Source organism: Pseudomonas sp. PvP100 (assembly GCF_017833055.1).
GTDB classification, from domain to species: Bacteria; Pseudomonadota; Gammaproteobacteria; order Pseudomonadales; family Pseudomonadaceae; genus Aquipseudomonas; species Aquipseudomonas syringae.
In genome coordinates this window covers 5,505,001-5,528,229 of the sequence record NZ_JAFIBO010000001.1, presented here as the reverse complement: position 1 = coordinate 5,528,229, position 23,229 = coordinate 5,505,001, and the positions used below count along the sequence as shown (strand labels likewise).

Sequence of the window (23,229 nt, the reverse complement as noted above, 5' to 3'; positions counted from 1 at the left end):
TCAGACTTTGAACTTGCCCACCAGGTTGTTGAAGGAAATCGCCAGACGCGACAGTTCCTGGCTTGAAGCACTGGTCTGATTGGCACCTGCGGCAGTCTGGGCGGAGAGATCCTGAATGTTGACCAGGTTGCGATCAACCTCACGCGCAACATGGGACTGCTCTTCAGAGGCCGTCGCTATCAGCATGTTGCGGTCGTTGATCTCGGCGACGCTCTGCGCAATGCGCTCCAGCGACTGCCCTGTGGCTTGAGCCAGGGTTTGCGTGTTGCTGGCCAGGGTGCGGCTGTTGCCCATGGCCCGCACGGCCTGATCGGCACTGGCCTGGACACTGCCGATCATGGTTTCGATTTCGCCGGTGGACGCCTGGGTTCGGGCAGCCAGCGCCCGCACTTCGTCTGCCACCACCGCAAAGCCGCGACCCTGCTCACCTGCACGCGCAGCCTCGATGGCAGCGTTGAGGGCCAGCAAATTGGTCTGCTCGGCGATCCCACGGATCACGTCCAGTACCTGCCCGATCTCACGGACGCGCCCGGCGAGCTCTTCGACCATGGTGGTCGAACTGCTGATCTCGGCACTGACGGTATTGATCGCATTCACGGCATCGCGGGCCTGATCACGACCGGCAGCCGCGTCGGTGCTGGTCTGTCGGGACGCTTCCGACGTCGACATGGCGTTACGCGCGACCTCTTCGACCGCAGCGGTCATCTCGTTCACAGCCGTAGCGGCCTGCTGAATCTCATCGTTCTGACGTATCAGACCGCGACTGCTTTCTTCAGTCACGGCATTCAGCTCTTCAGCAGCCGAGGCCAACTGGTCGGCAGCGCTGGATATTTGCCCGATCGTGCTTTTCAGGTTGTCCTGCATATCGCTCAGGGCAACCAGCATCATGCCAGCTTCGTCGTGATACTGGCTGACAATCGGCAGGGTCAGGTCACCGCTTGCAATTCGCCGGGCATTGGTCACCGCAGTGTTGATTGGCGTGCTGATGGCACGACTTATGAACAGGCCCATCACAAACGCGGCAAAGAATGACAAACCTATGCCGATGTACAGATTTCGTTGCGCAGCGTCCTGTGTCTGGTCGGAAGCTACAGCAGCCTCCCCTGCCTGACGATTATTGGAGTTGACGATGGTGCTCAGCTGATCCATGACCTTCAGGTAACCGCTGCGTACATCACCGTCGATGATCGCTCTTGCCCCTGCAATATCTCCGGACAGGGCAACACCTTTGGCTTGCTCGATGAGTGCCTGATAGCCAGGCCAGTCTCTGTCCATCTGATCACCGGCAGCGCGCTCGTCATCGTCAAGCGGCGTAGCCCGGTAGGTGGCGTAGCTTTTTTCAGCCTGAGTCCTGTTAACGGTCATGCTCGCGAGAATATCGTCCTTGACGCTTTGTGGCGCATTGCCTGCCATGGCAGCCAATAAACGATAGAGATCACGGTTCTGAGCAATGACCGAGGCCTTGACCTCGCCTGTTTTTGTAACCGACAGCAGGCTGTTGGTAAACACGTTATCAAGGCTGACGGACAAGGCACTGATGCCGCGACTACCTATTACGCCCACCCCAAGGGTGAAAAGCGCACACAGCGCAAAAGCCATAAAAAGCTTGGCGGACAGCCTTGCGTTGTAAAACCATTTCATAGCCGGATTCCTTATGAGCAAATATGGCATAACGCCATAAAAACTTTATGGAATTCTGATGCCCTCTGCATAGGTGTATATCGGCATTTTCAGCGCACTCTGCAGGCGGTTAACAAAGTCTTCATATGAGCACGGTTGAGCCGGGCGTTTCGCATTGCCTGCACTGTCCGGAAACATGCAGTCACGTGGCGTAACAAGAACTTTCCAGGCCTGTTGCGTTACCATCCCGGCCTGTGTCCCCCAGAGCCGTGAGTCAGGATGTCCGCTTCTTCCATCGAACCATTCACTTCGCTGCCGTCCATCCTTGCCGGCCCGCTGTTGCGCCGTCAGGAAGCCAGCCGCCTGGTGTTGTGGCTGGTGGGGTCTCGTCCGTTGCGCTTGACCGTGCGCCTGCGTCATGCCGCTACTGATGACGCCACTGCGGGCTTCAACGATTACGTACTCGACGACAGTCAATGTCAGGTCATCGCAATTGGGCGCCATGCGTTCATTCACCTGATCGACCTGCAACTGGACGCCGAACTGCCTCGCGACACCTGGATCGATTACGACCTGCTGGTGGACGGCGAAGGCGGTATTGCCGAATGGGCGCCGCACCTGCTGTACGAGGGCCACCGTTACCCGAACTTCGTGGTTCGCAGCAGCATCGATCATCTGCTGCATGGCTCGTGCCGCAAGCCGCACCACAGCGCGGCCGAAGGTCTGCTTTGCGTGGACCGCCTGCTGGCCGACATCCAGGAGCCGCTGCAACGTCCTGCGCTGTTGATGATGAGCGGCGATCAGATCTACGCCGACGATGTCGCCGGACCGATGCTGCGCGCCATCCATGTATTGATCGAACGGCTGGGGTTGTTCGACGAGCGACTTGACGGTGCCATCGTCGATGACAGCCCTCGTCTTTATGCGCATCCGGCCAGCTATTACCAGCGTGCAGACCTGTTGCCGGCCCTGAAAAGCAACGACACGCTGCGCGAGCGCTTCTTCGGCGGCACCAGTAAGCCGGTATTCACCAGCAGCACAGCGGATAACCATCTGGTCACCCTGGCGGAAGTCATGGCGATGTACCTGCTGGTGTGGTCACCGACGCCCTGGACCCTGATCGAACCCGGCAGGCCCCAACTGGAAGACGGGGAAGTCGAGCGCTACGCCAGGGAGCAGCACTTAGTAGAGGTGTTTGCCGAGGGCCTGGGCGGCGTAGCACGGGCGATGGCGCATCTGCCGTGCATGATGATTTTCGATGACCACGACATCACCGATGACTGGAACCTGTCGGCGAACTGGGAGCAAACGGCGTACGGCCATCCATTCTCCAAACGCATCATCGGTAACGCCCTGCTTGCCTATCTGCTGTGTCAGGGCTGGGGCAATAACCCGGATGCGCTCAACGGGCTGGTCAAACAGGCTCATGCCCTGAGCAGCGAGGCCGTGTCCAACGACAACTGGCTGGACAGCCAGGCCCAGGACCAGTTGATTGATCAGTTGTTGAAGTTTCAGCAATGGCATTACGTGCTACCGACCAGCCCGGCGCTGGTGGTACTGGATACCCGCACCCGACGCTGGCGCAGCGAGTCGAACTTCAATCACCCGTCCGGGCTGCTCGACTGGGAAGCGCTCAGTGAACTGCAGCAGGAGCTGATCGACCATAAATCGGCGATTATCGTCTCACCTGCCCCCGTTTTCGGTGTGAAGTTGATCGAGGCAATACAACGTATCTTCAGCTGGTGTGGCTATCCGTTGCTGGTCGATGCGGAGAACTGGATGGCGCACCGTGGTGCTGCCAACGTGATTCTGAACATCTTTCGCCACTCCAGGACCCCGGGCAATTATGTGATCCTGTCGGGCGATGTGCATTACTCGTTCGTCTACGAAATCCTGATCCGCCAGCGCAGCGGCGGGCCTCACATCTGGCAAATCACCAGCAGTGGCATCAAGAATGAATTCCCCCGTCGTCTACTCGACACTTTTGATCGGCTGAATCGCTGGTTATACTCTCCCCGCTCACCTCTTAACTGGTTCACCAAGCGCCGCCTGATGAAGGTTGTTCCGCGCACGCCCGAGCACAGCAAGGCCGGTGAACGCTTATGGAACTCGGCAGGTGTCGGGCAGGTACTGTTCAATGAACAGGGCCAGCCGACCCTGATCAACCAACTCAATGCCAACGGTGACGCGCCTACCTGTTTCGTCGAACCGGAAGAATACAGAGACCAGCGATCAGACGAAGAGCGTGGCTTTCTGGAAAACAACCGGGAAACAAGGGATAGTCACCGCTAAACTTATCGGCAATTGCCGGGTCGATAGTTGCTACCGGTCAGGTTGCGGCACACCCTGGCAAGCATTACTTCCTGGAGAGCGCCCCCGTGATAACCAATCAACGCATAGCCAGACTCAACGCATGGGGGGCGCATGGCTTCACCGCCACCGGCGTAGTCCTTGCGTTCCTGGCGACCATTGCCTTGTTCAACAACGAACCCAAAGCCTGCCTGTTGTGGCTGGGCGCGGCCCTGATCGTGGATGGAGTCGACGGCTCACTGGCTCGCAAGGTCAACACCACGTCGGTACTGCCGCACTTCGACGGCTCAGTGCTGGATCTGGTCATCGACTACCTGACCTACGTGTTCATCCCGGCACTGTTCATCTACCGCTATATACCGGTGCCGGATTACACGCTGCTACTGAGCATCTCGGTCATTCTGGTTTCGTCGCTGTTCTGCTTCTGCAACGTAGACATGAAAAGCAAGGACAACTACTTTCAGGGCTTCCCCGCCGCCTGGAACGTCGTTGCACTGTGCCTCTACATTCTGTCACCGGCGCCATGGCTGACGTTCATCACCATCATCGCCCTGGCGCTGCTGACCATGACCCGCATGAAGTTCCTGCACCCGTTCCGCGTGCGCCGCTTCATGCCGCTCAATATCGCGGTGACCACCGTATGGTTGCTGTCCAGCGCACTGCTGATCATCAACCATCCGCACAACGGCCCGGTGGTCATGGGGCTGTGGCTGGCGATGTCGGCGTATTTCCTGGGGATTTGTATCTGGAGAACGTCGCTGGAGTGGCTGGGTCGGCTTAAAGCCTGACCAGCAAGTCAGGCCAAAAAGCTCGCTGAACGCCTTGCGCGGTTAGCGAGCTTTTTTATGCGCGCGCTATTTGCTCTCGGCCTGCATCTCGGCAGCAGGCCGGACCTTGCCGAAGTGATGCGTTGTGTAGCAGCACAGCCCCAACCCGCCGAGGGCCAGCAGGCCGCCGACGATGCCGACATTGGCAACCCCGAGATGGCTGCTGACCACGCTGCCGAGCAGCGCGCCGCCGCCAATCCCGATATTGAAGATGCCCGAGAACAGCGCCATCGCCACATCGGTCGCATCAGGTGCCAGCGACAGCACGCGCGCCTGCAGGGTCAGGCCGAAGCACATGATCGCCATGCCCCAGATAATGGTCAGCGTGCCGAGCGTCGTGGCATCGCCGGAGAGCGGCAACAGCATCAGCAGGCACAGGGTCAGCGTCCCAATGGCGGTGATCAACAGCCCGTTCGGGAAGCGGTCGCTGAACAGGCTGAAGATGATCGAGCCCATGATCCCGGCACCGCCAAAGACCAGCAGCAGAATTGTGGTCATTTCGCCGCTGAGCTGTGACACGGTCTGGGTGAACGGTTCGATGTAGCTGTAGGCGGTGAAATGAGCGGTCACTACGATGGCGGTCAGCAGATAGATCGCCATCAGCCGCGGGCGCTTGAACAGGATCGGCAGGCTGCGCAACGAACCGGAGTTCTGACTGGGCAGTAAAGGCAGCGCGCGGACCAGCAGGAAGACTACCAGCGCAGCGATGCCGGCGATGCCCAGAAAGGTGGTCCGCCAGCCAAGGGCTTCACCCAGCACGCGGCCCAGCGGAATACCCAATACCATCGCCAACGACGTACCGGTCGCCAGCAGGCCCAGCGCCTGAACCTGCTTGCCGGGCGGTGCGATACGTACGGCCAGCGACGCCGTAACCGACCAGAACACCGCATGTGCAAACGCGATACCGACCCGGCTCACCAGCAGGATCGCAAAGCTGGGGGCGATCGCGGATAGGACGTGGCTGACCACAAACAGGCCGAACACGAACATCAGCAGCTTGCGGCGCTCGATGTTGCGCGTCGCCAGCATCATCGGCAACGACATCAGCGACACGACCCAGGCATAGATCGTGAGCATCAGCCCGACCTGGGCCGGGGTCATCTCGAAGCTCTGACCGATGTTACTCAGCAGACCGATCGGCACGAACTCGGTGGTATTGAAAATGAAGGCCGCCAAGGCCAGCGCGAATACGCCAAGCCAGCTACCTGCCTGCTCGTTTGGAGGTGAAGTTATCAAGAATCACAACGCCCTGAAAATGTTCCGACCCGAAGGCCGACCGCCACGCGTGCACACGCACGCCTGACACCTGTATGGAAAACCGCGGCTCGCTCCCCTGAAAAACCAACGCAAAAACGCTCCGCTCGACCTTCAGGATCGGGCGCAGTGTGCAAAGTGGATTATTGTGGATATGGGGAGTGAAGCCAGATGACACGAATTCTACGGACCGCCAGAGTGGATCACAACCCGTGTGCACATAACCGACTTTGCAATTGACCGCCGGTCGTCAGCCATCGAGGAAGCGCTGCCGGTCCTCGGGCGACGGCAACAGGCAGTGATCATAGCGCCCGAACAGGCGATATCGGTTGAGCGCGATACGGTTGTAGGCCCAGTCGCGTAGAAAGCGCGGAAAAATCCCCAGCACTTTGAGCAGCGGCCACGGTGCGGGCAACAGCCCCATGATGTGCAGAAAGGCGTCCGAGCGCACGAAGACCCGATTGTTGACGATAACCGCGATGGTATGAAAATCGTCGAGCGGCAGCCCGGCCCATTTCAGCAACGCCTGCCCTTGCTCCGACTGCACGGCGGCCAAGCGCAGACGCCGATGCGGATCATGGCGAATCAGAAACTTCACCACGCCATTGCACAGCTTGCAGACGCCATCGAACAGCACGACACATTCATCAGGTTTCAGATACGGGGCGGGAGTGTTCGACACGGTATTCACCTGTTCAGGAAAAACAGCCCTGGCGCGCCCGGAAACATGAACGCCCCGCCAGTCGAAGGACCGGCGAGGCGTTCAGGCTAAAGCCATTGCCCGGCAGAATCAAACCTTGCGGACGAACTCCGACTTCAGTTTCATCGCGCCGATGCCGTCGATCTTGCAATCGATGTCATGGTCGCCATCGACCAGGCGGATGTTCTTGACCTTGGTGCCGACCTTGACCACCAGCGAAGAGCCTTTGACTTTCAAGTCCTTGATCACCGTGATGGTGTCGCCGTCCTGCAGCACGTTGCCCGTTGAGTCCTTGATGACTTTCACGTCGTCGGACGCATCGGCGCCAACGGCGTCGGCAGACCATTCATGGGCGCATTCCGGGCAGATCAGCAGGCTGCCGTCTTCGTAGGTGTATTCGGAATTGCATTTCGGGCAGGACGGTAAGCTCACAATGGTTCTCGCATCGAGGAGGAGTAAAACCATGCATTATAAAGGGCTTTTCCCGTTTCAGGTGGGAAGTGACTGATCTGCCGTCATAAACCTGCTTCCGTCATTGGACAGAAGCGAAGACCTGAACTAAAAAATACAGCACTCTCTTTCCGATAACTCCCCTTCTTCCTCTCCCTACACGCCCCTGCGCTTCGCGTTGGCGGTAGCTATTGCAGCGTGCATTTACCGTCTCTTGCCACTTACTGCATCGAGCACATCACATGGGCATCCCTCATAACCCGGCACTCGGCTATCGACCCGAGATCGATGGTCTGCGCGCGCTCGCGGTCATTCCGGTCGTTCTGTTCCACGCGGGCTTGCCGCTGTTCAGCGGCGGATTCGTGGGCGTCGATATCTTCTTCGTGATCTCCGGCTATCTGATCACTTCGATCATCATCGCGGAGAAGATCAGAGGCCGGTTCTCGCTGATCAACTTTTACGAACGACGCGCGCGGCGCATCCTGCCTGCGCTGTTCGTGATGATGCTGATCTGCCTGCCTGTCGCGTGGTTGACGCTCGATCCATCTGACCTGAAGTACTTTGCCAAGAGTCTGGTGGCGGTGCCGACCTTTTCATCCAACGTGCTGTTCTGGCTGGAAAGCGGCTATTTCGACGCCACGGCAGAACTCAAACCGTTGTTGCACACCTGGACGCTCGCGGTGGAAGAACAGTACTACCTGTTCTTCCCGCTGCTCTTGATGCTGGCCTGGGGCCTGGGCCGCAAGTGGCTGATCGTGCTACTGATAGTCGCTGCCCTGGCCAGCCTGGCGCTGGCGCAACTGGGCGCCCATCAAGCCACCAGCAACGCGTTTTATCTGCTGCCGGCACGTGCCTGGGAATTGCTGGCGGGCTCGTTCATCGCCTTCTACTTTGCATGGCGACCGCGCAGCATCGGGCGCGCGAGCGTTGTCGATCAGGCGGCGACTTTACTGGGGATTTTGCTGATCGGTTATGCCGTGGTCGGTTTCGACAGCAGCACGCCCTTCCCCGGTCTTAATGCGCTGGTGCCGGTACTGGGTGCGGTGTTGATCATCGTCTTCGCCCATGGCAAGACCCGGGTGGGGAGCGCGCTGAGTTCACGTGCGCCCGTCGCGATCGGCATGCTCAGCTACAGCGCCTACCTGTGGCATCAGCCCGTCTTTGCCTTTGCCCGCCAGTACAACCTGAATGAGCCAGGCCTGCCACTCATGCTGGCGCTTACCCTTGTGTCTCTGGCGCTGGCCTGGCTGAGCTGGCGTTTCGTCGAGCAGCCGTTTCGCAAGGCCGGCACCTTCAATCGCCGTCAGTTTTTCACCACGGCAGGCGCTGCCTCGACGCTGTTTATCGCGCTGGGGCTGGTTGGCTATGTGAATAACGGCTTTCCCCAGCGCTTCGCTGTCGACCCGGAGCTGCATCAAGCATTCGCCGACCCGTTGATACGCGACAAATGCGACCAGCCTCTGGACGGCAAGAGCGGCAACGTCGATTTTTGCCTGTTCGGCCTTGCTGACAAGGAGGCAGTACCGGACATGGCGCTGTTCGGCGACAGCCATTCCGAAGCGCTGTTATCGACGTTCGACGCCGCCGCTCGGGATCAGGGCAGGACCCTCGCGCACATCGGCCTGGGCGGCTGCCTGCCCTTGCTCGGCGTGGACGTGGCTAACGGCAACTACGCTGCCGGGGTCTGCGAAGCGCTGGCCGATCGGGAATTCGAGTACGTGAAGCGGCAGCGGATCAAAAAGGTCGTGCTGGTGGCGCGCTGGACGCTGTATACAGGAGACGATTACAGCGAGAGGACGATGAGCACGTATTTCCTGACCTCGCGCGCCGATCCGGAGAAAAGTCGCGAAACCTCGCGCAGGGTATTCAGCCAGGCCCTTGAACACACGATCGAGGCCTACCGCAGTATCGGCGCCGAGGTGTTCATCATCGCGCAGGTGCCGCAGCAAATGATCAACCCTGAAAGTCTCTACTATCGCTTGGCGCGGGACGCTTCGGAAGACGATGCGCAAGCCTTGCAGCGGGTCAGCGAACTGTCGGTGCCGGTGGAAAAACACGACCTGTTGCAGCGTTTCACCCGCCAGTTGTTCCTGCGTGCCAGCCAGTCAAAACACATCAGCCTGATCACGCTGGATGACGCCTTCTGCAAGGACAGGCAATGCCTGATCGGCGACCTGCATTCGTACTACAAGGACTTCAACCACCTCAACGCCAGAGGTGCGGGGCTGCTTGCCGGCCAGATCAGCCATATTCTTGACCAGTGACAGGGTTTTATCAGGCGGCATTGTCTGTAATGCTGATGCCTGCCCAGCCTCCGAGGACCACCGCATGACCGCCGCCAGCTTCACCCCCTTCGAGGATCTGGCCAACCTGCTGATACCCCACACCCACGCAGAGAAAATCGACGACTCGCACGATGTCTCGCACTTGCTGCGTGTCTGGAAGAACGTCTGCGCCATTCGTGACCGTGAAGGCGGCGATGCCCGTGTGCTGATTGCGGCAACGCTGCTGCATGACTGCGTTTCGGTCGAGAAAGACTCGCCGTTTCGCGCCAGCGCATCGCGACTGGCGGCGACGCGGGCCAGCGAGTTGTTGACCGAGATGGGTTGGGATGAGCAGAGCATCGCCTCCGTCGCCCACGCCATCGAAGCGCACAGCTTCTCGGCGGCGATCACGCCGTTGACCCTCGAGGCCAGAATACTGCAGGACGCCGACCGTCTGGACTCGCTGGGCATGATCGGTGTGGCCCGCACCTTCTACGTGTCAGGGCGCCTCGGCAGAGCGCTCTACGACCCGAATGATCCGTATGCCAGCCAGCGCCCCTATGACGACCTGAATTTCGCCGTCGACCACTTCCACACCAAGCTGCTGCAACTGGCTGACGGTTTTCAGACCGCTACCGGCGCACAACTGGCGAAAGCCCGGCACCACCGGGTCAAGCGCTTTCTGGATGAACTGATGGAGGAAATTGCTCCCCCGCAGCCATGAGTCATTGGCTGCACATCCATCATTCAGCAGATGTCATAAAGACATCACACAATTGCCCTATAAACGGCTCTCCGAGAAGGTCCGTGTGTTTATAGGGGTTGTGTGCCGTGAAAAGATTGATGCCTCGTTTCCTACGTCGGCAAGCCACAACGACAACACTCTTGCGCCGCTTCAAAATCACCCTGCGCCTGGTCATCTGCTTTGCCATAACCTCCCTGTTGATGGTCGCGCTTGGCGCGTTCTGCCTGTTGCAGATGCAGGCGATCCGCACCCAGGGCGAGGCAGTCGAGAGCGGCGCCCTGCCCAGTATCGCCACCGCCGATGCCATCGCCATCGGCCTGGTCAAGCTGCGCAGCGAAACCACCCGTCTGATCGCCAACGCCGACGATCCGGGCGCCGTCATCAACAGCAAGATCAATGTCGAGCAACTCAGGAACGAGGTCGAGAAAGGCTTCTCGGAATACCTGGCGCGTGTCCAGTCGGGCACTGAGCATGACTCGATTGTTGCGTTGCAGGATGCCTACAAGGCCTTCATGCCCGGTTTGCAGGATCAGATCGCGCTGATCGAGCAGAACAAGCTGGACGAGGCCAGGATGCTGGCCAACACCATGCTCTCGCTGCAAGGCGACCTGATGGACATGCAGGTGCAACTGTTGCGGGAACTGAACAAACAGAGTGCGTCCGCCGCCGTAGAGGCCGCAGGTGCCAGCTACGAGCAAACACGGATCATTGCGCTGAGCGCCATTGGCCTGGTTCTGGCACTGACCCTGTTGCTGGCCTGGCGCCTGAGCGTCAGCATCATCCACCCGGTGCGGCAGGCTTTACACATCGCCAGCACCATTGCCGATGGCGACCTGAGCGAGCACCCGATACCGGACGGCAAGGACGAGACCGCGCAATTGCTGATCACCCTCGGGCGCATGCGCACCAACCTGCACAGTACGATCGACCAGATCTACGCAGCGGCGACGCAGTTGTCGCAGTCGGTTCAGGAGATGGGCAGCATCGCCGAAGCCAGTGCGCTCAATCTGCAATTGCAGAACACTGAAATCGAACAGGCCGCTGTCGCGGTCAATCAGATGAGCCAGGCGGCCATCGAAGTGGCAGGCAACGCCAGCAATACCGTGACCGAATCGGAGGCGTCGACCCGGGCGGCAGCACAAGGGCAGGACAAGCTCTCGGCAACCATTCTGTCGATCAAGGAGCTGACCGAAAATGTGCTGGATTCGTCGCATCAGGCTGAAGGGCTGGCCGAACGCACCCAGAGCATCAGCAGCATCCTCGATGTGATTCGCGCAATTGCCAATCAGACCAATTTACTGGCGCTGAACGCGGCTATCGAAGCGGCTCGTGCAGGCGAAGCCGGGCGTGGTTTTGCCGTGGTGGCCGATGAAGTCCGCTCACTGGCGCAACGCACCAGTGCATCCACCGCGGAAATCGAAGGGCTGATCAGCGGCGTGCAGCAAAGCACCCAGCAAACCGCCAGCTCGCTGCGCCATACGGCGACGCAGGCCAACCTGACGATGGAACAGGCCGCCTCGACCGGCGAAGCCCTGCAAGTGATCATTCATTCAACCGCCACCATCAACGACCGCAACCTGCTGATTGCCAGTGCCGCAGAACAGCAGGCCCAGGTGGCGACTGAAGTGGACCGCAACCTCAGCAGTATTCGCGAGCTGTCCAGCCAGACCGCTTCAGGCGCGCAGCAGACCACCGTCGCGAGTAACGCACTGTCGATGCTGGCGAATGATCTGAACCTGATGGTGCAGCGCTTCGTGTTGTGATGGGTTGAAACTCGCCAGCCAGCCTGCAACAAGAGGCTGGCTGGCGATCAACGGCTATCAGTCCTGCGGACGCAGGCGGTACTGCGGCGGCAGTTGCTCGAAGCCGCTGATGGTTACGTCGAGGCTTTTCCAGCGGCCATCCTTGATGCCGTAGATGCAGCCATGCACAGACAGGCTCTGCCCACGGTGCCAGGCGTTCTGCACAATGCTGGTGTGACCAACGTTGGCCACTTGCTGAATCACATTCAATTCACACAGGCGGTCGACGCGCTCTTCCTCGGTCGGCAGTTTGGCCAACAACTCGCGGTTTTCGTAATACAGGTCACGAATCGTGCGCAACCAGCCGTCGATCAGGCCGAACTGGCGGTCCTGCATGGACGCCCGCACGCCGCCGCAACCGTAGTGGCCTGTGACCAGAATGTGTTTGACCTTCAACACGTCCACTGCGTACTGAATCACTGACAGGCAGTTCAGGTCGGTGTGCAGTACGACGTTGGCCACGTTGCGGTGAACGAACAGATCACCCGGCAGCATGCCGACGATTTCGTTGGCCGGCACGCGTGCGTCGGAGCAACCGATCCACAGGAACTCAGGAGTTTGCTGGCGGGCCAGTTTGGCGAAGAACTCAGGATCTTCCTGCTTTATCGCATCGGCCCAGCGTGCATTGTTATCAATCAGGTCTTGTAGCTCGTTCATGCTTTGACGCCTCGATCTCGATAATGATGCCCAGCCTTGGACTGGTGTCCGATCCTTCAAGTCACGCTGTGATGCCACTCGTTGCGAATGCCTGTCGTCAACAAAAAGGAATCTTCAAAGTCATGGTCGGTCCACTTTTTACGACTACCTGAAATGAGGATTTCTCATGAACGATTCACGCCGCCCGTTTGGTGCTACTGAACCGGAACCTATCGACGATAACGAAGACCGCATGGGGTCCATGGAAACACTCGATTTCGACGAGGAAGAACCGGGCCGTATCGGCGATCTTATCCCTGAAGGCGAGCTGCAACATGAAATTCCGGATCAGCGAGTGCGCGAAGCAGGCCTCACGGGGGCTTCCACCGATGACCATCATTCGACCGACGATGATCTGTCTCCGGAAACCCTGATCCATGAAGACGGCGCCCGCTCACCGAACGAGCCAGGCGAAGACCTCCCGGCCGACCTGGATGCTACGGTCGTCGATAAAGATGACATTGGCGGTGGCAACGGCCTGGACGAAGAAGAACTGGCAATCGTCGACCCGCTGGACGGCAACACCCAGCGCTGACAGTCAGTACTACTCGAAAAGCGTGCAGGCCATGACCACTGCGTCTTCACGGCCGCCGACCGCCGGGTAGTAATCGCGACGCCGGCCTATCTCGTTGAAACCGTAGTTTTCATACAGACGATAGGCTGGGCGGTTGCTGTCACGCAGCTCCAGAAAGCATTCTCGTGCATTGAGCTGGTAAGCGCGCTTCATCAGGTGGTCGAGCAGTGACAGGCCAAGACCCCGCCCCTGATTTTCAGGTTTGACCGTAATGTTGAGCAGGTGCGCTTCGTCGATGATGACCTGAATGACGCCGTGTCCGACCTGCTGCGCGCCCTCGAACATCAACCAGATCTCATAGGACTTGAGCCCGTCGAGAAAGATGCCGCGTGTCCAAGGATGACTGAACGCCGCGTATTCGATTTTCAGCACCGCGTCCATGTCGGCTTCGGTCATGCGGCGGAAGGTTACGGCATCACTCATCGATCGATTTCCAGCGCGTCATCAGCCGACGCATGGCTTTCCAGACATCCGCCTTGCGCTCAGGCTCGTCCATCAGTAATTCAAGACCTGGCAGCGCCCAGGCCGTACCCAGACCTTCAATCTGCAGTTCACGGTGGTAAGACTCGGCATCGGCTTCACCGGCATACTTCATCGACGGCAGACCGATCAGCCACAGGCAGGCACAAGGCTCGTCCTCGAGCCGCGCCCCGACGAAGCCCTGCACGAAATCGCGCGCAGCTTCCGGGCCCTGGTCCATCTGGCCGCGGACCAGCAACGGCCAGCGCACGGGCTCGCCGATGATCTGCGGGCTGTCGGGCAGACCGGCGGCGCGCAGCATGTCCTTGAGCAGCAGGTAGGAAGGATCACGGCTCTGAAACGGCTGACCCGTGGTGAGTTCGACCAGTAACAGGCAGCGTCCGGCGCGCAACAATTGCAGGGCAAAGCGCGGTGGCGGTACCACCGGCGCCTTGGGCGGCGCCGGCTCGGCCTCTTCGGCGGCCGGGGTGGCTGTGCGCGTGCTGGCCAGTGAGGGGCGCGGCACCTCGACCCTCGGGCGCTCGGGCTGCCGGGCAATCGGCTCGACGTTCGACGTTTCGGCAGGCGCAGTGTGCTCCGCTGGCGAAGCAGCAGGCGCGACACGTTGCACCTCGACCGGCGGCGGCAACGGCACAAGCAGTTGCGGACGCGACGGCGCGGCGAATGGCAGTTCTGTGCGCGGCAGCCAGTTGACCACCTGCATGGCGGTCAAATAAGCGCGGCGACGGGACTCGTTGAGCAAGGGTCAGCCACCTGTGGATAAGTTAAGCGCGCAATTCTAGCGTTGTTCGCCTTTTTGCGCTGCAGCATATCGCCCGCAGGTGAAATATCAGTCGGCTGATGCAGTACAATTGCCGCTTTTCACTTGCCAACAGTCGGCCTAACGATGATCGAACCCAAGCGCGTTCTGCGCGCCCTTGCCGAGCACTGGGCGCTCCTTGAGCCCTTATGCGAACATTTCGACCAGGGTACGTTGAGCCTGAGCGAGCTGCGCCTGCAACTGGGCGCTCAGCAGCAGGACAGCACTCCGCAAGACATCACCAATCTGCTGGACGTGTGGATCCGTCTGGACATTCTGGTGCCCGTCGCGAAAAGCCCGAACCGTTTCGAGCTCAACGCACAGATCCATGACTTCCTGTCGTACCTGCGCCGCGAGCACCGTCTGGGCCTGTGCCTGGAAATCGAAGCCTACCTGCGCCACCTGGAGCGACTGGCCGGCTACATTCAGGACGCGTTCGAGGTTCGCGACGCCAACGACCTGGCCAGACAGCTGCGCCTGCTGGACATGCGCGTGCGCGACGTACTCAAGAAGCTCGCCAACGACGAGCAGGCGCTGGTCGCCGTAGCCGACCGGGCCAAGACCAGTGACCGGCAGATCCCGTTGCGCCAGCGTTATGCCGAAGTGCTGGCGACGTGGGACGAATACGTCGAGCCGATGATTCAACTGGTCAACGCAGACGGTGCGTTCGAGCAGGGCGTGCGCAAGGTCGAAAACGTCCTGCTGCGCCTGCTGACCGAGCAACAACGTCTCGGTCATCTGGTCGACGACGACATGCTGCTGCGTACCCACGCGCGCATTCTGGAAATGCAGACCAGCGCCCAGCTGACCTTGCGCCATGCGCGCGAACTGCTGCTGCCGTTGCGCGAAGAAGCGCGTCGCCATAACGCGGTTACACGCGGCGCGGCGCTGGCCTTGTCTGCCATTCGCCGCAAGGGGCTGGATGCGGTGCCTCAGGCTGCCATGCCGATGTTCACCCGTCCGCAAAGTACGTTTCTGGGCAGTGCGAGTCAGGTCGAGGCCTACGTGTATGCCCTGGCGCGCTTCGAACCCAAACCCGCCAGATTCCCCAAGGCCAGTGGCACCCGCAAGGGTCAGGCGCCACGCGCACCGCGTACGGTCAAAGAGATGCTCGAGCGCTGCGAAGATGCCTTGCCGATGCCTGACCTGATGGTCTGGTTGCTGGAGCAGGAGCCGACCGGCGAAACCGACGAGCTGCTCTACTGGTTCTCGCGCTTGTCGCGCGACAAGCGCTTCGCCCGTGAACGCCTCGAGCGTCGCGAATATTTCACCCGGGAGCACCGCGTCAGCCTGCGCTCCTTTGCCCTGCTCGCTGCAAAAGACGAGCAGGCCGAGCATTCCGAGAGCACCGTTCATGCATCTTGATCTATCCGAAATGTCCCAGCTCGCGCCGATCTTTCGCGAGCTGTTCAAGGGCTATCACATCAGCCGCCGCGACCCGGAGCTGTACGCTCAGCTCTCCAACTGCCAGGACCAGTACCGCACGCTGTTCAAGGCACTGGGCTTCGAACTGGTCTGCGACACGCGAGGTTTTTATTACTTCGTGCCTGAACTGGCTGCCGCGCAGGTCAACAAGACCGCCCAGCGCCTGGCGCTGTTCACCTTCATCCTCGTTGAGCATCTGGCAGATCAGGGCCGTGACCCCATGTCGGTGCTCGACGGTGGCAGCCTGGGCCGCGACGAGCTGCCTTCGATGCTGGAAAAGTACCGCGACCTGTTTCTCCAGGCTGAAGTACAGACCCCGGAAGAGCTCGAAGAAAAGATCATGCGCCGCATGACGCAGTTGGGCTTTGCCAGTGAGGAAGTGGGTATCTACCGCTTCCTGCCGCCGATGCACCGTTTTCTCGATGTGTGCCTGTCGGTGCAACAGGACCGCGATCTGGCCGCCAGCCTGCATAGCGCCCTGCCCCTGCCGACGCCTGTGCTCATCGATGACGACAGCGACGAAAAGCTGCTGGAAACCGATGACCCGCTGGACCTGGCTGAATTCGGCGAAGAGACCGATGAAGAGGCGCTGGCCCGGGCAATCGCCGATGAGCAACGACAGGAGATGGACACATGAGCCAGGAACGTTATGGCATCCGCCGCTTTGCCCTGTTGAACACTGCAGGTTACAGCCTTGGCCTGTTCCCGCTGGAAAATCCGCTGTCGGTATACGGCGCGAACAACCTCGGTAAAAGCGCCTCGATCAACGCCCTGCAGTTCCCGATTCTGGCGCGCATGTCGGACATGAGCTTCGGCAAGTACAGTCTGGAACAATCGCGGCGCTTCTACTTTGCTTCCGACACCAGTTACATTCTGGTGGAAGTTTCCCTGCCTCACGGCCCGCATGTCATCGGCGTCGTGGGTCGCGGTCCGGGCGGCGGCTTCGGCCACCAGTTCTTCGCCTATGCCGGCGAGCTGGATCTGGGTCATTACCAGAAGAACGACACCTGCCTGCGTCAGAAAGAGCTGTTCAGCAACCTGGAAAGCCAAGGCCTGAAAGCCTACGAGCTCAAGCCTGACGAACTGCGCCGTCTGCTGGTCGGCGGGCACACGTCGATTCCGCTGGACCTGACCTTGATCCCGCTGCGCTCCACCAGCGAGCAGAGCCTCAAGACCTTCCGCGCACTGTTCATCAACCTGCTGCACATGCGTGAAATCACCGCCGCCAAACTCAAGCAGCTGTTTCTGGATGCTTTCGAGCACAGCCTGCGTTCTGGCAGCGTCGACTATATTGCCGCCTGTGAAGAAGCCTTCCGCGATGTGCGGCGTATGGAACAGGACTACAACTCGCTGGTGCTGGCGGGTCCACTGGTCGAGGCGCTGGCCGCTGGCGTCAAGCAGCGCGATGTGTTGCGCGGCAAGCTGCATCGTCTGTCACCGATCCTCGATTCACTGCTCGGCACCTGGTCGGATTACTCCGGTGCGCGCAAGGAAGAGCTGGTCATTCAGGCCGAGCATTACCGTGCCCAGCAGGATGAGATGCAGAACGATCAGCGCAGCAGCACTCAGGAGCTGATGCGCCTGGAGCGCGAGATCAGCAGCATCCAGCGCTGGGTCGGCGAGCTGTCGGTACTGAAAAACCGTTTTGCGCTGGTCGATGACGTCAAGGTGCTGGAGCAACAGCTGCTCGCCGCCAAGGACGCTCACGATGAGCTGGCCGGTGCGCTGGCCCAGTCCCGGCAGTTCAGCGCCGAAGACTTGGACGAGCGCCTGCGCGATCTGGAAAAACGCCTCAAGTCGGTCAAGCAACAGCTCGATCATGCGGACAACAACAGCTATGCCCGTCTGCGTGAAGAGTTTTCCCAGCCGGACGTAGAACGTCTGATGCGTCTGTTCAATAGCGCACTGTTCAGCCTGCCGTTGGGTGAGCAAGGCATTGCGCTGGATGATGGCGATGCGTGGGTCAAGTCGCTGGAGACCATTCTGGACGGCTTCAAAGGCGATCAGTTCGCGGTACCAGGGCTGACGATCAACCTGTCGAGCATCGAGCCTCCTGCCCTGCAGGCGCTGGCCGATCGTGCCGCGTTGCGCGATCAGAAAGAGCGACTGGAGAAAGAACTCAAACAACTGAAAACCCAGCAGGCTGTCGCCGCCGACCGTTCGGCGAGCAAGACCCAGACCGAAGCGCTGTATCAGCAGGTGCTGGATGCTCAAAAGGCGCTTGAAGACTTCCGCCGCTGCCAGACCTTGAGCGCGGAGGAATCCACCAAACTGGAAGAACTGGCGCAGATGGAAGCCGCTCAGGATGAACTGAAACGCTCCAGCGACGCGTTCACCGAGCGCGTGCAGCAACTGTCCGCCAAGCTGCAATTGATCGCACGTCAGATCGGCGATATGGAATCCAAGCAACGTACGCTGGACGATGCGCTACGTCGCCGTCAGTTGCTGCCTGCGGATCTTCCGTTCGGCACACCGTTCATGGACCCGATCGACGATTCGATGGATAACCTGTTGCCGCTGCTCAACGACTACCAGGACAGCTGGCAGGGTCTGTTGCGCAGCGATGGACAGATCGAGGCGCTGTACGCACAGGTTCGCCTCAAGGGTGTGGCCAAGTTCGACAGCGAGGACGACATGGAGCGTCGCCTGCAGCTATTGATCAATGCCTACGCGCACCGTACCGACGAAGCACTTACGCTGGGCAAGGCTCGTCGCGCTGCGGTCACGGATATCGCACGTACCCTGCGCAATATCCGTAGCGACTATGACAGCCTTGAGCATCAACTGGCGCTGTTCAACCGCGAGATCAACAAGCGTCAGGTCTCGAACCTGGCAAGCTTCCGTATTGTGCTCGCCCCTAACAAGGAAGCGCTCAAGCACATCGACCAGATCATCCACAGCGCCGGGCAGTACGAGGAAGGCGAGACGCTGTCGGTCTTCGACCTGAGCCAGAGCGCAGAGCAGGACAACAAGAACGAAGAAGCCAAGGAATATCTGGCCCGGCTTGTGGCTGCCAACCACAACCAGTTGGGCTTGAAGGACCTGTTCGAGCTGGCATTCGAAATCACCAAGGTCAACGGTCAGCCGGTTATCCACACCGATATCGATGGGGCTGCCTCCAACGGTACCACGATGACCATCAAGGCATTGACCAACATGTACCTGCTGCTGCACTTGATGGATCGCGATCAGGCTGGTCGGGTGCGTTTGCCTTACTACCTCGACGAAGCCGCAGACATCGACGAGAAGAACCAGGCAGCCCTGCTGGAAACCAGCCTGCAACTAGGCTTCGTTCCAATTCTGGCCAGTGTGAAGCCACAGGTCTCGGCTCACGTTGCCATCGACCTGGAAGGCGGCAGCGGACCCAACGGCATTTACATTGATGAAGCGGACTGGAAATACATTCAGCGTCGTGACGATGTGAAACCAGAAGTTCCTGAACTGGCCTCGTAAGCGCTGTAAGTTGTCGTCAGAAGGCCGCATGAGAATGCGGCCTTTTTTATTGTCTTTGAATTGAGTGAGGCCCTGTTGCAGGCCTCCGGCGGACAGACTCTTTATTCATCGAATTCATAATGAGGTGCAGCGAACACGCATACGATTACACCAGGCAAGCTTGGAGTGACCCCATGAGAACGATATTGCTGACGGTCTTGCTGGTCGTTGCTGCAACAGCGCAGGCAACTGACTACTACGTGGCCCCCAATGGCGATGATCACGCTGCGGGTACCAAAGGTGCACCGTTGCGCACCATCATGCGCGCGCAGCAAGCCGCAAAAGCCGGCGACACGGTTTACTTTCGCGGCGGCGTCTATACCTACACAGCAGGCATCAACCGCTGCGCTACCCGTACAGACACCGTGAATGCCATCACCCTGAACAACAGCGGCAGCGAAAACAAACCCATACGCTACTGGGCCTATCCGGGCGAAACACCGGTTTTCGATTTCTCGGCCATGAAAGACGATTGTCGCGTCAAAGGCTTCAACGTTACCGGTAGTTGGTTACACCTGAAGGGGCTGGAGGTGAAAGGCGTGCCGCAACAGCCGGAAAACCATCTCAACCACGAGTCCTGGGGGATCTGGAACAGCGGCAGCCACAATACCTTCGAGCAACTCAATCTGCATCACAATATGGGACCCGGCCTGTTCATTCAGAACGGCGGTTATAACCTGGTGCTGAATACCGACTCTCACCACAACTACGATCCTTACACCTCAAACGGCGCAGGTCAGAGTGCAGACGGCTTCGGTGCACATATCAAGGCAGGCCATCCAGGTAATGTATTCCGAGGTTGCAGAGCGTGGGCCAATTCCGACGACGGCTTTGACCTGATCAATGCCTTTTCGCCAGTGACCATCGAGAGCTCGTGGGCATGGCAGCAGGGTTACCTGCCTGGCACGCGCACAAAACTTGAAGCAGGCAATGGTAATGGCATCAAAGCCGGCGGCTACGGAGGCAAGTATGTGCCTGACGGCGTGAAGCATATCGTCCGTAATTCCGTTGCCTTTGACAATAAGTCCGCTGGTTTCTATGCCAATCACCACACCCTGGCACTGGACTTCATCAACAACACGGCTTTTTCCAATGGCGTGAACTACAACATGGCAGGTATCGCCCCGGATGGTTCGCTGATCCCTCTCGGCAACCTGTCCAACAACATCGCTTACAAGGGACGCTTGACCGTCAACACCGAAGGACTGGATATGGCACACAACTCATGGACGTTGCCAACGCCGGTAACCGACGCAGACTTTGAGGATGTCTCGGATACGGGGTGGGATGCGCCACGTCAGCCGGACGGAAGCCTGCCGGTGCTGCGCAGCTTCCACCTGCGAGCGGGCGGCAGACTGGCAGGGATGGGGGCGTTTCACTAAACCTTGGGGGTCTCTGGCGCTAATTCCGCTACCTTGTAATGAGGTGAGCCCGGCAGAGTGATAAACCCCAGACAAACAAAAACCCTCAACGCGTAAGCGATGAGGGTTTCTGGAATTCAATCTTGACGATGACCTACTCTCACATGGGGAAACCCCACACTACCATCGGCGATACATCGTTTCACTACTGAGTTCGGGATGGGATCAGGTGGTTCCAATGCTCTATGGTCGTCAAGAAATTCGGGTACCGAATCGTGCCGTACGGCGCGCTTCAGCAAATCGGGTATGTGATAGCAAGCTGTTTCAGGTGTCGTTCGTGACGCAAACTTTCGGTTCGTGTCATCTTCACAGTCACCGCAATCTGCTCATTCAACGCAGATTGCTTGGGTGTTATATGGTCAAGCCTCACGGGCAATTAGTATTGGTTAGCTCAACGCCTCACAGCGCTTACACACCCAACCTATCAACGTCGTAGTCTTCGACGGCCCTTTAGGGAACTCAAGGTTCCAGTGAGATCTCATCTTGAGGCAAGTTTCCCGCTTAGATGCTTTCAGCGGTTATCTTTTCCGAACATAGCTACCCGGCAATGCCACTGGCGTGACAACCGGAACACCAGAGGTTCGTCCACTCCGGTCCTCTCGTACTAGGAGCAGCCCCTCTCAAATCTCAAACGTCCACGGCAGATAGGGACCGAACTGTCTCACGACGTTCTAAACCCAGCTCGCGTACCACTTTAAATGGCGAACAGCCATACCCTTGGGACCGGCTTCAGCCCCAGGATGTGATGAGCCGACATCGAGGTGCCAAACACCGCCGTCGATATGAACTCTTGGGCGGTATCAGCCTGTTATCCCCGGAGTACCTTTTATCCGTTGAGCGATGGCCCTTCCATACAGAACCACCGGATCACTAAGACCTACTTTCGTACCTGCTCGACGTGTCTGTCTCGCAGTCAAGCGCGCTTTTGCCTTTATACTCTACGACCGATTTCCGACCGGTCTGAGCGCACCTTCGTACTCCTCCGTTACTCTTTAGGAGGAGACCGCCCCAGTCAAACTACCCACCATACACTGTCCTCGATCCGGATAACGGACCTGAGTTAGAACCTCAAAGTTGCCAGGGTGGTATTTCAAGGTTGGCTCCACGCAGACTGGCGTCCACGCTTCAAAGCCTCCCACCTATCCTACACAAGCAAATTCAAAGTCCAGTGCAAAGCTATAGTAAAGGTTCACGGGGTCTTTCCGTCTAGCCGCGGATACACTGCATCTTCACAGCGATTTCAATTTCACTGAGTCTCGGGTGGAGACAGCGCCGCCATCGTTACGCCATTCGTGCAGGTCGGAACTTACCCGACAAGGAATTTCGCTACCTTAGGACCGTTATAGTTACGGCCGCCGTTTACCGGGGCTTCGATCAAGAGCTTCGCTTGCGCTAACCCCATCAATTAACCTTCCGGCACCGGGCAGGCGTCACACCCTATACGTCCACTTTCGTGTTTGCAGAGTGCTGTGTTTTTAATAAACAGTCGCAGCGGCCTGGTATCTTCGACCGGCAGGGGCTTACGCAGTAAATGCTTCACCTCCACCGGCGCACCTTCTCCCGAAGTTACGGTGCCATTTTGCCTAGTTCCTTCACCCGAGTTCTCTCAAGCGCCTTGGTATTCTCTACCCAACCACCTGTGTCGGTTTGGGGTACGGTTCCTGGTTACCTGAAGCTTAGAAGCTTTTCTTGGAAGCATGGCATCAACCACTTCGTGTTCTAAAAGAACACTCGTCATCAGCTCTCGGCCTTAAGATCCCGGATTTACCTAAGATCTCAGCCTACCACCTTAAACCTGGACAACCAACGCCAGGCTGGCCTAGCCTTCTCCGTCCCTCCATCGCAATAACCAGAAGTACAGGAATATTAACCTGTTTTCCATCGACTACGCTTTTCAGCCTCGCCTTAGGGACCGACTAACCCTGCGTCGATTAACGTTGCGCAGGAAACCTTGGTCTTTCGGCGTGGGTGTTTTTCACACCCATTGTCGTTACTCATGTCAGCATTCGCACTTCTGATACCTCCAGCAAGCTTCTCAACTCACCTTCACAGGCTTACAGAACGCTCCTCTACCGCATCATCAAAAGATGATACCCGTAGCTTCGGTGCATGGTTTGAGCCCCGTTACATCTTCCGCGCAGGCCGACTCGACTAGTGAGCTATTACGCTTTCTTTAAAGGGTGGCTGCTTCTAAGCCAACCTCCTAGCTGTCTAAGCCTTCCCACATCGTTTCCCACTTAACCATGACTTTGGGACCTTAGCTGACGGTCTGGGTTGTTTCCCTTTTCACGACGGACGTTAGCACCCGCCGTGTGTCTCCCATGCTCGGCACTTGTAGGTATTCGGAGTTTGCATCGGTTTGGTAAGTCG

Annotated in this window: 17 protein-coding genes and 2 rRNA genes (1 of these 19 only partly in view); 10 read left to right on the top strand and 9 right to left on the bottom strand. The window is 58.8% G+C overall.

Annotation, left to right across the window (positions count from 1 at the left end):
• The gene (locus JOE39_RS23925) at positions 1–1,641 is read right to left on the bottom strand and encodes a methyl-accepting chemotaxis protein (RefSeq protein WP_024662944.1); all 1,641 of its coding nucleotides are present in this window, start codon (positions 1,639–1,641) and stop codon (positions 1–3) included.
• Between the two features lie 258 nt (positions 1,642–1,899).
• Here JOE39_RS23925 and JOE39_RS23920 point away from each other — a divergent pair, with 258 nt between their 5' ends.
• Both JOE39_RS23920 and pcsA read left to right on the top strand, forming a co-directional pair.
• Positions 1,900–3,912: an alkaline phosphatase D family protein gene (locus tag JOE39_RS23920; protein ID WP_210078203.1), complete on the top strand. Its 2,013-nt coding sequence runs from the start codon at positions 1,900–1,902 to the stop codon at positions 3,910–3,912.
• An 86-nt stretch (positions 3,913–3,998) separates the two neighbouring features.
• Positions 3,999–4,718, top strand: coding sequence for a phosphatidylcholine synthase (gene pcsA / locus JOE39_RS23915; RefSeq protein WP_003421621.1), 720 nt, complete (start codon positions 3,999–4,001; stop codon positions 4,716–4,718).
• A 66-nt stretch (positions 4,719–4,784) separates the two neighbouring features.
• Here the strand turns inward: pcsA and JOE39_RS23910 are convergent, their stop codons facing one another.
• The 3 genes from JOE39_RS23910 to JOE39_RS23900 all read right to left on the bottom strand — a co-directional run bounded on the left by JOE39_RS23910 (position 4,785) and on the right by JOE39_RS23900 (position 7,146).
• Entirely contained in the window at positions 4,785–5,993 is a 1,209-nt protein-coding gene (locus JOE39_RS23910) for a sugar transporter (protein ID WP_004419231.1), read from the bottom strand.
• A 268-nt stretch (positions 5,994–6,261) separates the two neighbouring features.
• Positions 6,262–6,693 carry a thiol-disulfide oxidoreductase DCC family protein gene (locus tag JOE39_RS23905; RefSeq protein ID WP_032659019.1) on the bottom strand — a complete coding sequence of 144 codons (432 nt, stop codon included), beginning with the start codon at positions 6,691–6,693 and terminating at the stop codon, positions 6,262–6,264.
• A gap of 108 nt (positions 6,694–6,801) precedes the next feature.
• Positions 6,802–7,146 carry a zinc ribbon domain-containing protein YjdM gene (locus JOE39_RS23900; protein WP_032623634.1) on the bottom strand — a complete coding sequence of 115 codons (345 nt, stop codon included), beginning with the start codon at positions 7,144–7,146 and terminating at the stop codon, positions 6,802–6,804.
• A gap of 257 nt (positions 7,147–7,403) precedes the next feature.
• On the opposite strand from JOE39_RS23900, the gene JOE39_RS23895 reads away from it, so the two are divergent.
• The 3 genes from JOE39_RS23895 (at position 7,404) to JOE39_RS23885 (ending at position 11,933) form a co-directional block, all read left to right on the top strand.
• Entirely contained in the window at positions 7,404–9,425 is a 2,022-nt protein-coding gene (locus tag JOE39_RS23895; RefSeq protein ID WP_210078204.1) for an acyltransferase family protein, read from the top strand.
• Between the two features lie 64 nt (positions 9,426–9,489).
• Entirely contained in the window at positions 9,490–10,149 is a 660-nt protein-coding gene (locus JOE39_RS23890; RefSeq protein ID WP_096113451.1) for an HD domain-containing protein, read from the top strand.
• Positions 10,150–10,268: 119 nt separating this feature from the next.
• Positions 10,269–11,933 carry a methyl-accepting chemotaxis protein gene (locus JOE39_RS23885; protein WP_046267084.1) on the top strand — a complete coding sequence of 555 codons (1,665 nt, stop codon included), beginning with the start codon at positions 10,269–10,271 and terminating at the stop codon, positions 11,931–11,933.
• Between the two features lie 57 nt (positions 11,934–11,990).
• On the opposite strand, the gene can is transcribed toward JOE39_RS23885, so the two are convergent.
• Entirely contained in the window at positions 11,991–12,629 is a 639-nt protein-coding gene (can, locus tag JOE39_RS23880) for a carbonate dehydratase (protein ID WP_003345939.1), read from the bottom strand.
• A 166-nt stretch (positions 12,630–12,795) separates the two neighbouring features.
• On the opposite strand from can, the gene JOE39_RS23875 reads away from it, so the two are divergent.
• Positions 12,796–13,203: a serine kinase/phosphatase gene (locus tag JOE39_RS23875; RefSeq protein ID WP_096113452.1), complete on the top strand. Its 408-nt coding sequence runs from the start codon at positions 12,796–12,798 to the stop codon at positions 13,201–13,203.
• Positions 13,204–13,212: 9 nt separating this feature from the next.
• On the opposite strand, the gene rimI is transcribed toward JOE39_RS23875, so the two are convergent.
• Positions 13,213–13,665, bottom strand: a complete 453-nt coding sequence (gene rimI / locus JOE39_RS23870) for a ribosomal protein S18-alanine N-acetyltransferase (protein ID WP_096115883.1) — start codon at positions 13,663–13,665, stop codon at positions 13,213–13,215.
• Entirely contained in the window at positions 13,658–14,464 is an 807-nt protein-coding gene (locus JOE39_RS23865; RefSeq protein WP_096115884.1) for an energy transducer TonB, read from the bottom strand. The genes rimI and JOE39_RS23865 overlap by 8 nt, the downstream gene beginning before the upstream one ends.
• Before the next feature lie 144 nt (positions 14,465–14,608).
• On the opposite strand from JOE39_RS23865, the gene mksB reads away from it, so the two are divergent.
• The 4 genes from mksB (at position 14,609) to JOE39_RS23845 (ending at position 20,820) form a co-directional block, all read left to right on the top strand.
• A complete protein-coding gene (gene mksB / locus JOE39_RS23860; protein ID WP_003404706.1) occupies positions 14,609–15,886 on the top strand; it encodes an Mks condensin complex protein MksB in 1,278 nt (425 codons plus the stop codon).
• Positions 15,876–16,583, top strand: a complete 708-nt coding sequence (gene mksE, locus JOE39_RS23855) for an Mks condensin complex protein MksE (protein WP_096115886.1) — start codon at positions 15,876–15,878, stop codon at positions 16,581–16,583. The genes mksB and mksE overlap by 11 nt, the downstream gene beginning before the upstream one ends.
• A complete protein-coding gene (gene mksF / locus JOE39_RS23850; protein WP_003391215.1) occupies positions 16,580–19,399 on the top strand; it encodes an Mks condensin complex protein MksF in 2,820 nt (939 codons plus the stop codon). The genes mksE and mksF overlap by 4 nt, the downstream gene beginning before the upstream one ends.
• Positions 19,400–19,572: 173 nt before the next feature.
• A complete protein-coding gene (locus tag JOE39_RS23845; protein ID WP_032659035.1) occupies positions 19,573–20,820 on the top strand; it encodes a right-handed parallel beta-helix repeat-containing protein in 1,248 nt (415 codons plus the stop codon).
• Positions 20,821–20,940: 120 nt separating this feature from the next.
• On the opposite strand, the gene rrf is transcribed toward JOE39_RS23845, so the two are convergent.
• Positions 20,941–21,056, bottom strand: a 5S ribosomal RNA gene (gene rrf / locus JOE39_RS23840).
• 158 nt (positions 21,057–21,214) lie between these two features.
• Positions 21,215–23,229 (bottom strand): 23S ribosomal RNA (locus JOE39_RS23835) (it continues 879 nt past the right edge of the window).

Bases quoted from the DNA above. Each gene is read 5' to 3' on its own strand.
- JOE39_RS23890 (WP_096113451.1), top strand. From the start codon at position 9,490: ATGACCGCCGCCAGCTTCACCCCCTTCGAGGATCTGGCCAACCTGCTG.
- mksE (WP_096115886.1), top strand. From the start codon at position 15,876: ATGCATCTTGATCTATCCGAAATGTCCCAGCTCGCGCCGATCTTTCGC.
- JOE39_RS23920 (WP_210078203.1), top strand. From the start codon at position 1,900: ATGTCCGCTTCTTCCATCGAACCATTCACTTCGCTGCCGTCCATCCTT.
- mksB (WP_003404706.1), top strand. From the start codon at position 14,609: ATGATCGAACCCAAGCGCGTTCTGCGCGCCCTTGCCGAGCACTGGGCG.
- JOE39_RS23845 (WP_032659035.1), top strand. From the start codon at position 19,573: ATGAGAACGATATTGCTGACGGTCTTGCTGGTCGTTGCTGCAACAGCG.
- JOE39_RS23895 (WP_210078204.1), top strand. From the start codon at position 7,404: ATGGGCATCCCTCATAACCCGGCACTCGGCTATCGACCCGAGATCGAT.
- JOE39_RS23885 (WP_046267084.1), top strand. From the start codon at position 10,269: ATGCCTCGTTTCCTACGTCGGCAAGCCACAACGACAACACTCTTGCGC.
- rimI (WP_096115883.1), bottom strand. From the start codon at position 13,665: ATGAGTGATGCCGTAACCTTCCGCCGCATGACCGAAGCCGACATGGAC.
- mksF (WP_003391215.1), top strand. From the start codon at position 16,580: ATGAGCCAGGAACGTTATGGCATCCGCCGCTTTGCCCTGTTGAACACT.
- JOE39_RS23875 (WP_096113452.1), top strand. From the start codon at position 12,796: ATGAACGATTCACGCCGCCCGTTTGGTGCTACTGAACCGGAACCTATC.
- can (WP_003345939.1), bottom strand. From the start codon at position 12,629: ATGAACGAGCTACAAGACCTGATTGATAACAATGCACGCTGGGCCGAT.
- JOE39_RS23925 (WP_024662944.1), bottom strand. From the start codon at position 1,641: ATGAAATGGTTTTACAACGCAAGGCTGTCCGCCAAGCTTTTTATGGCT.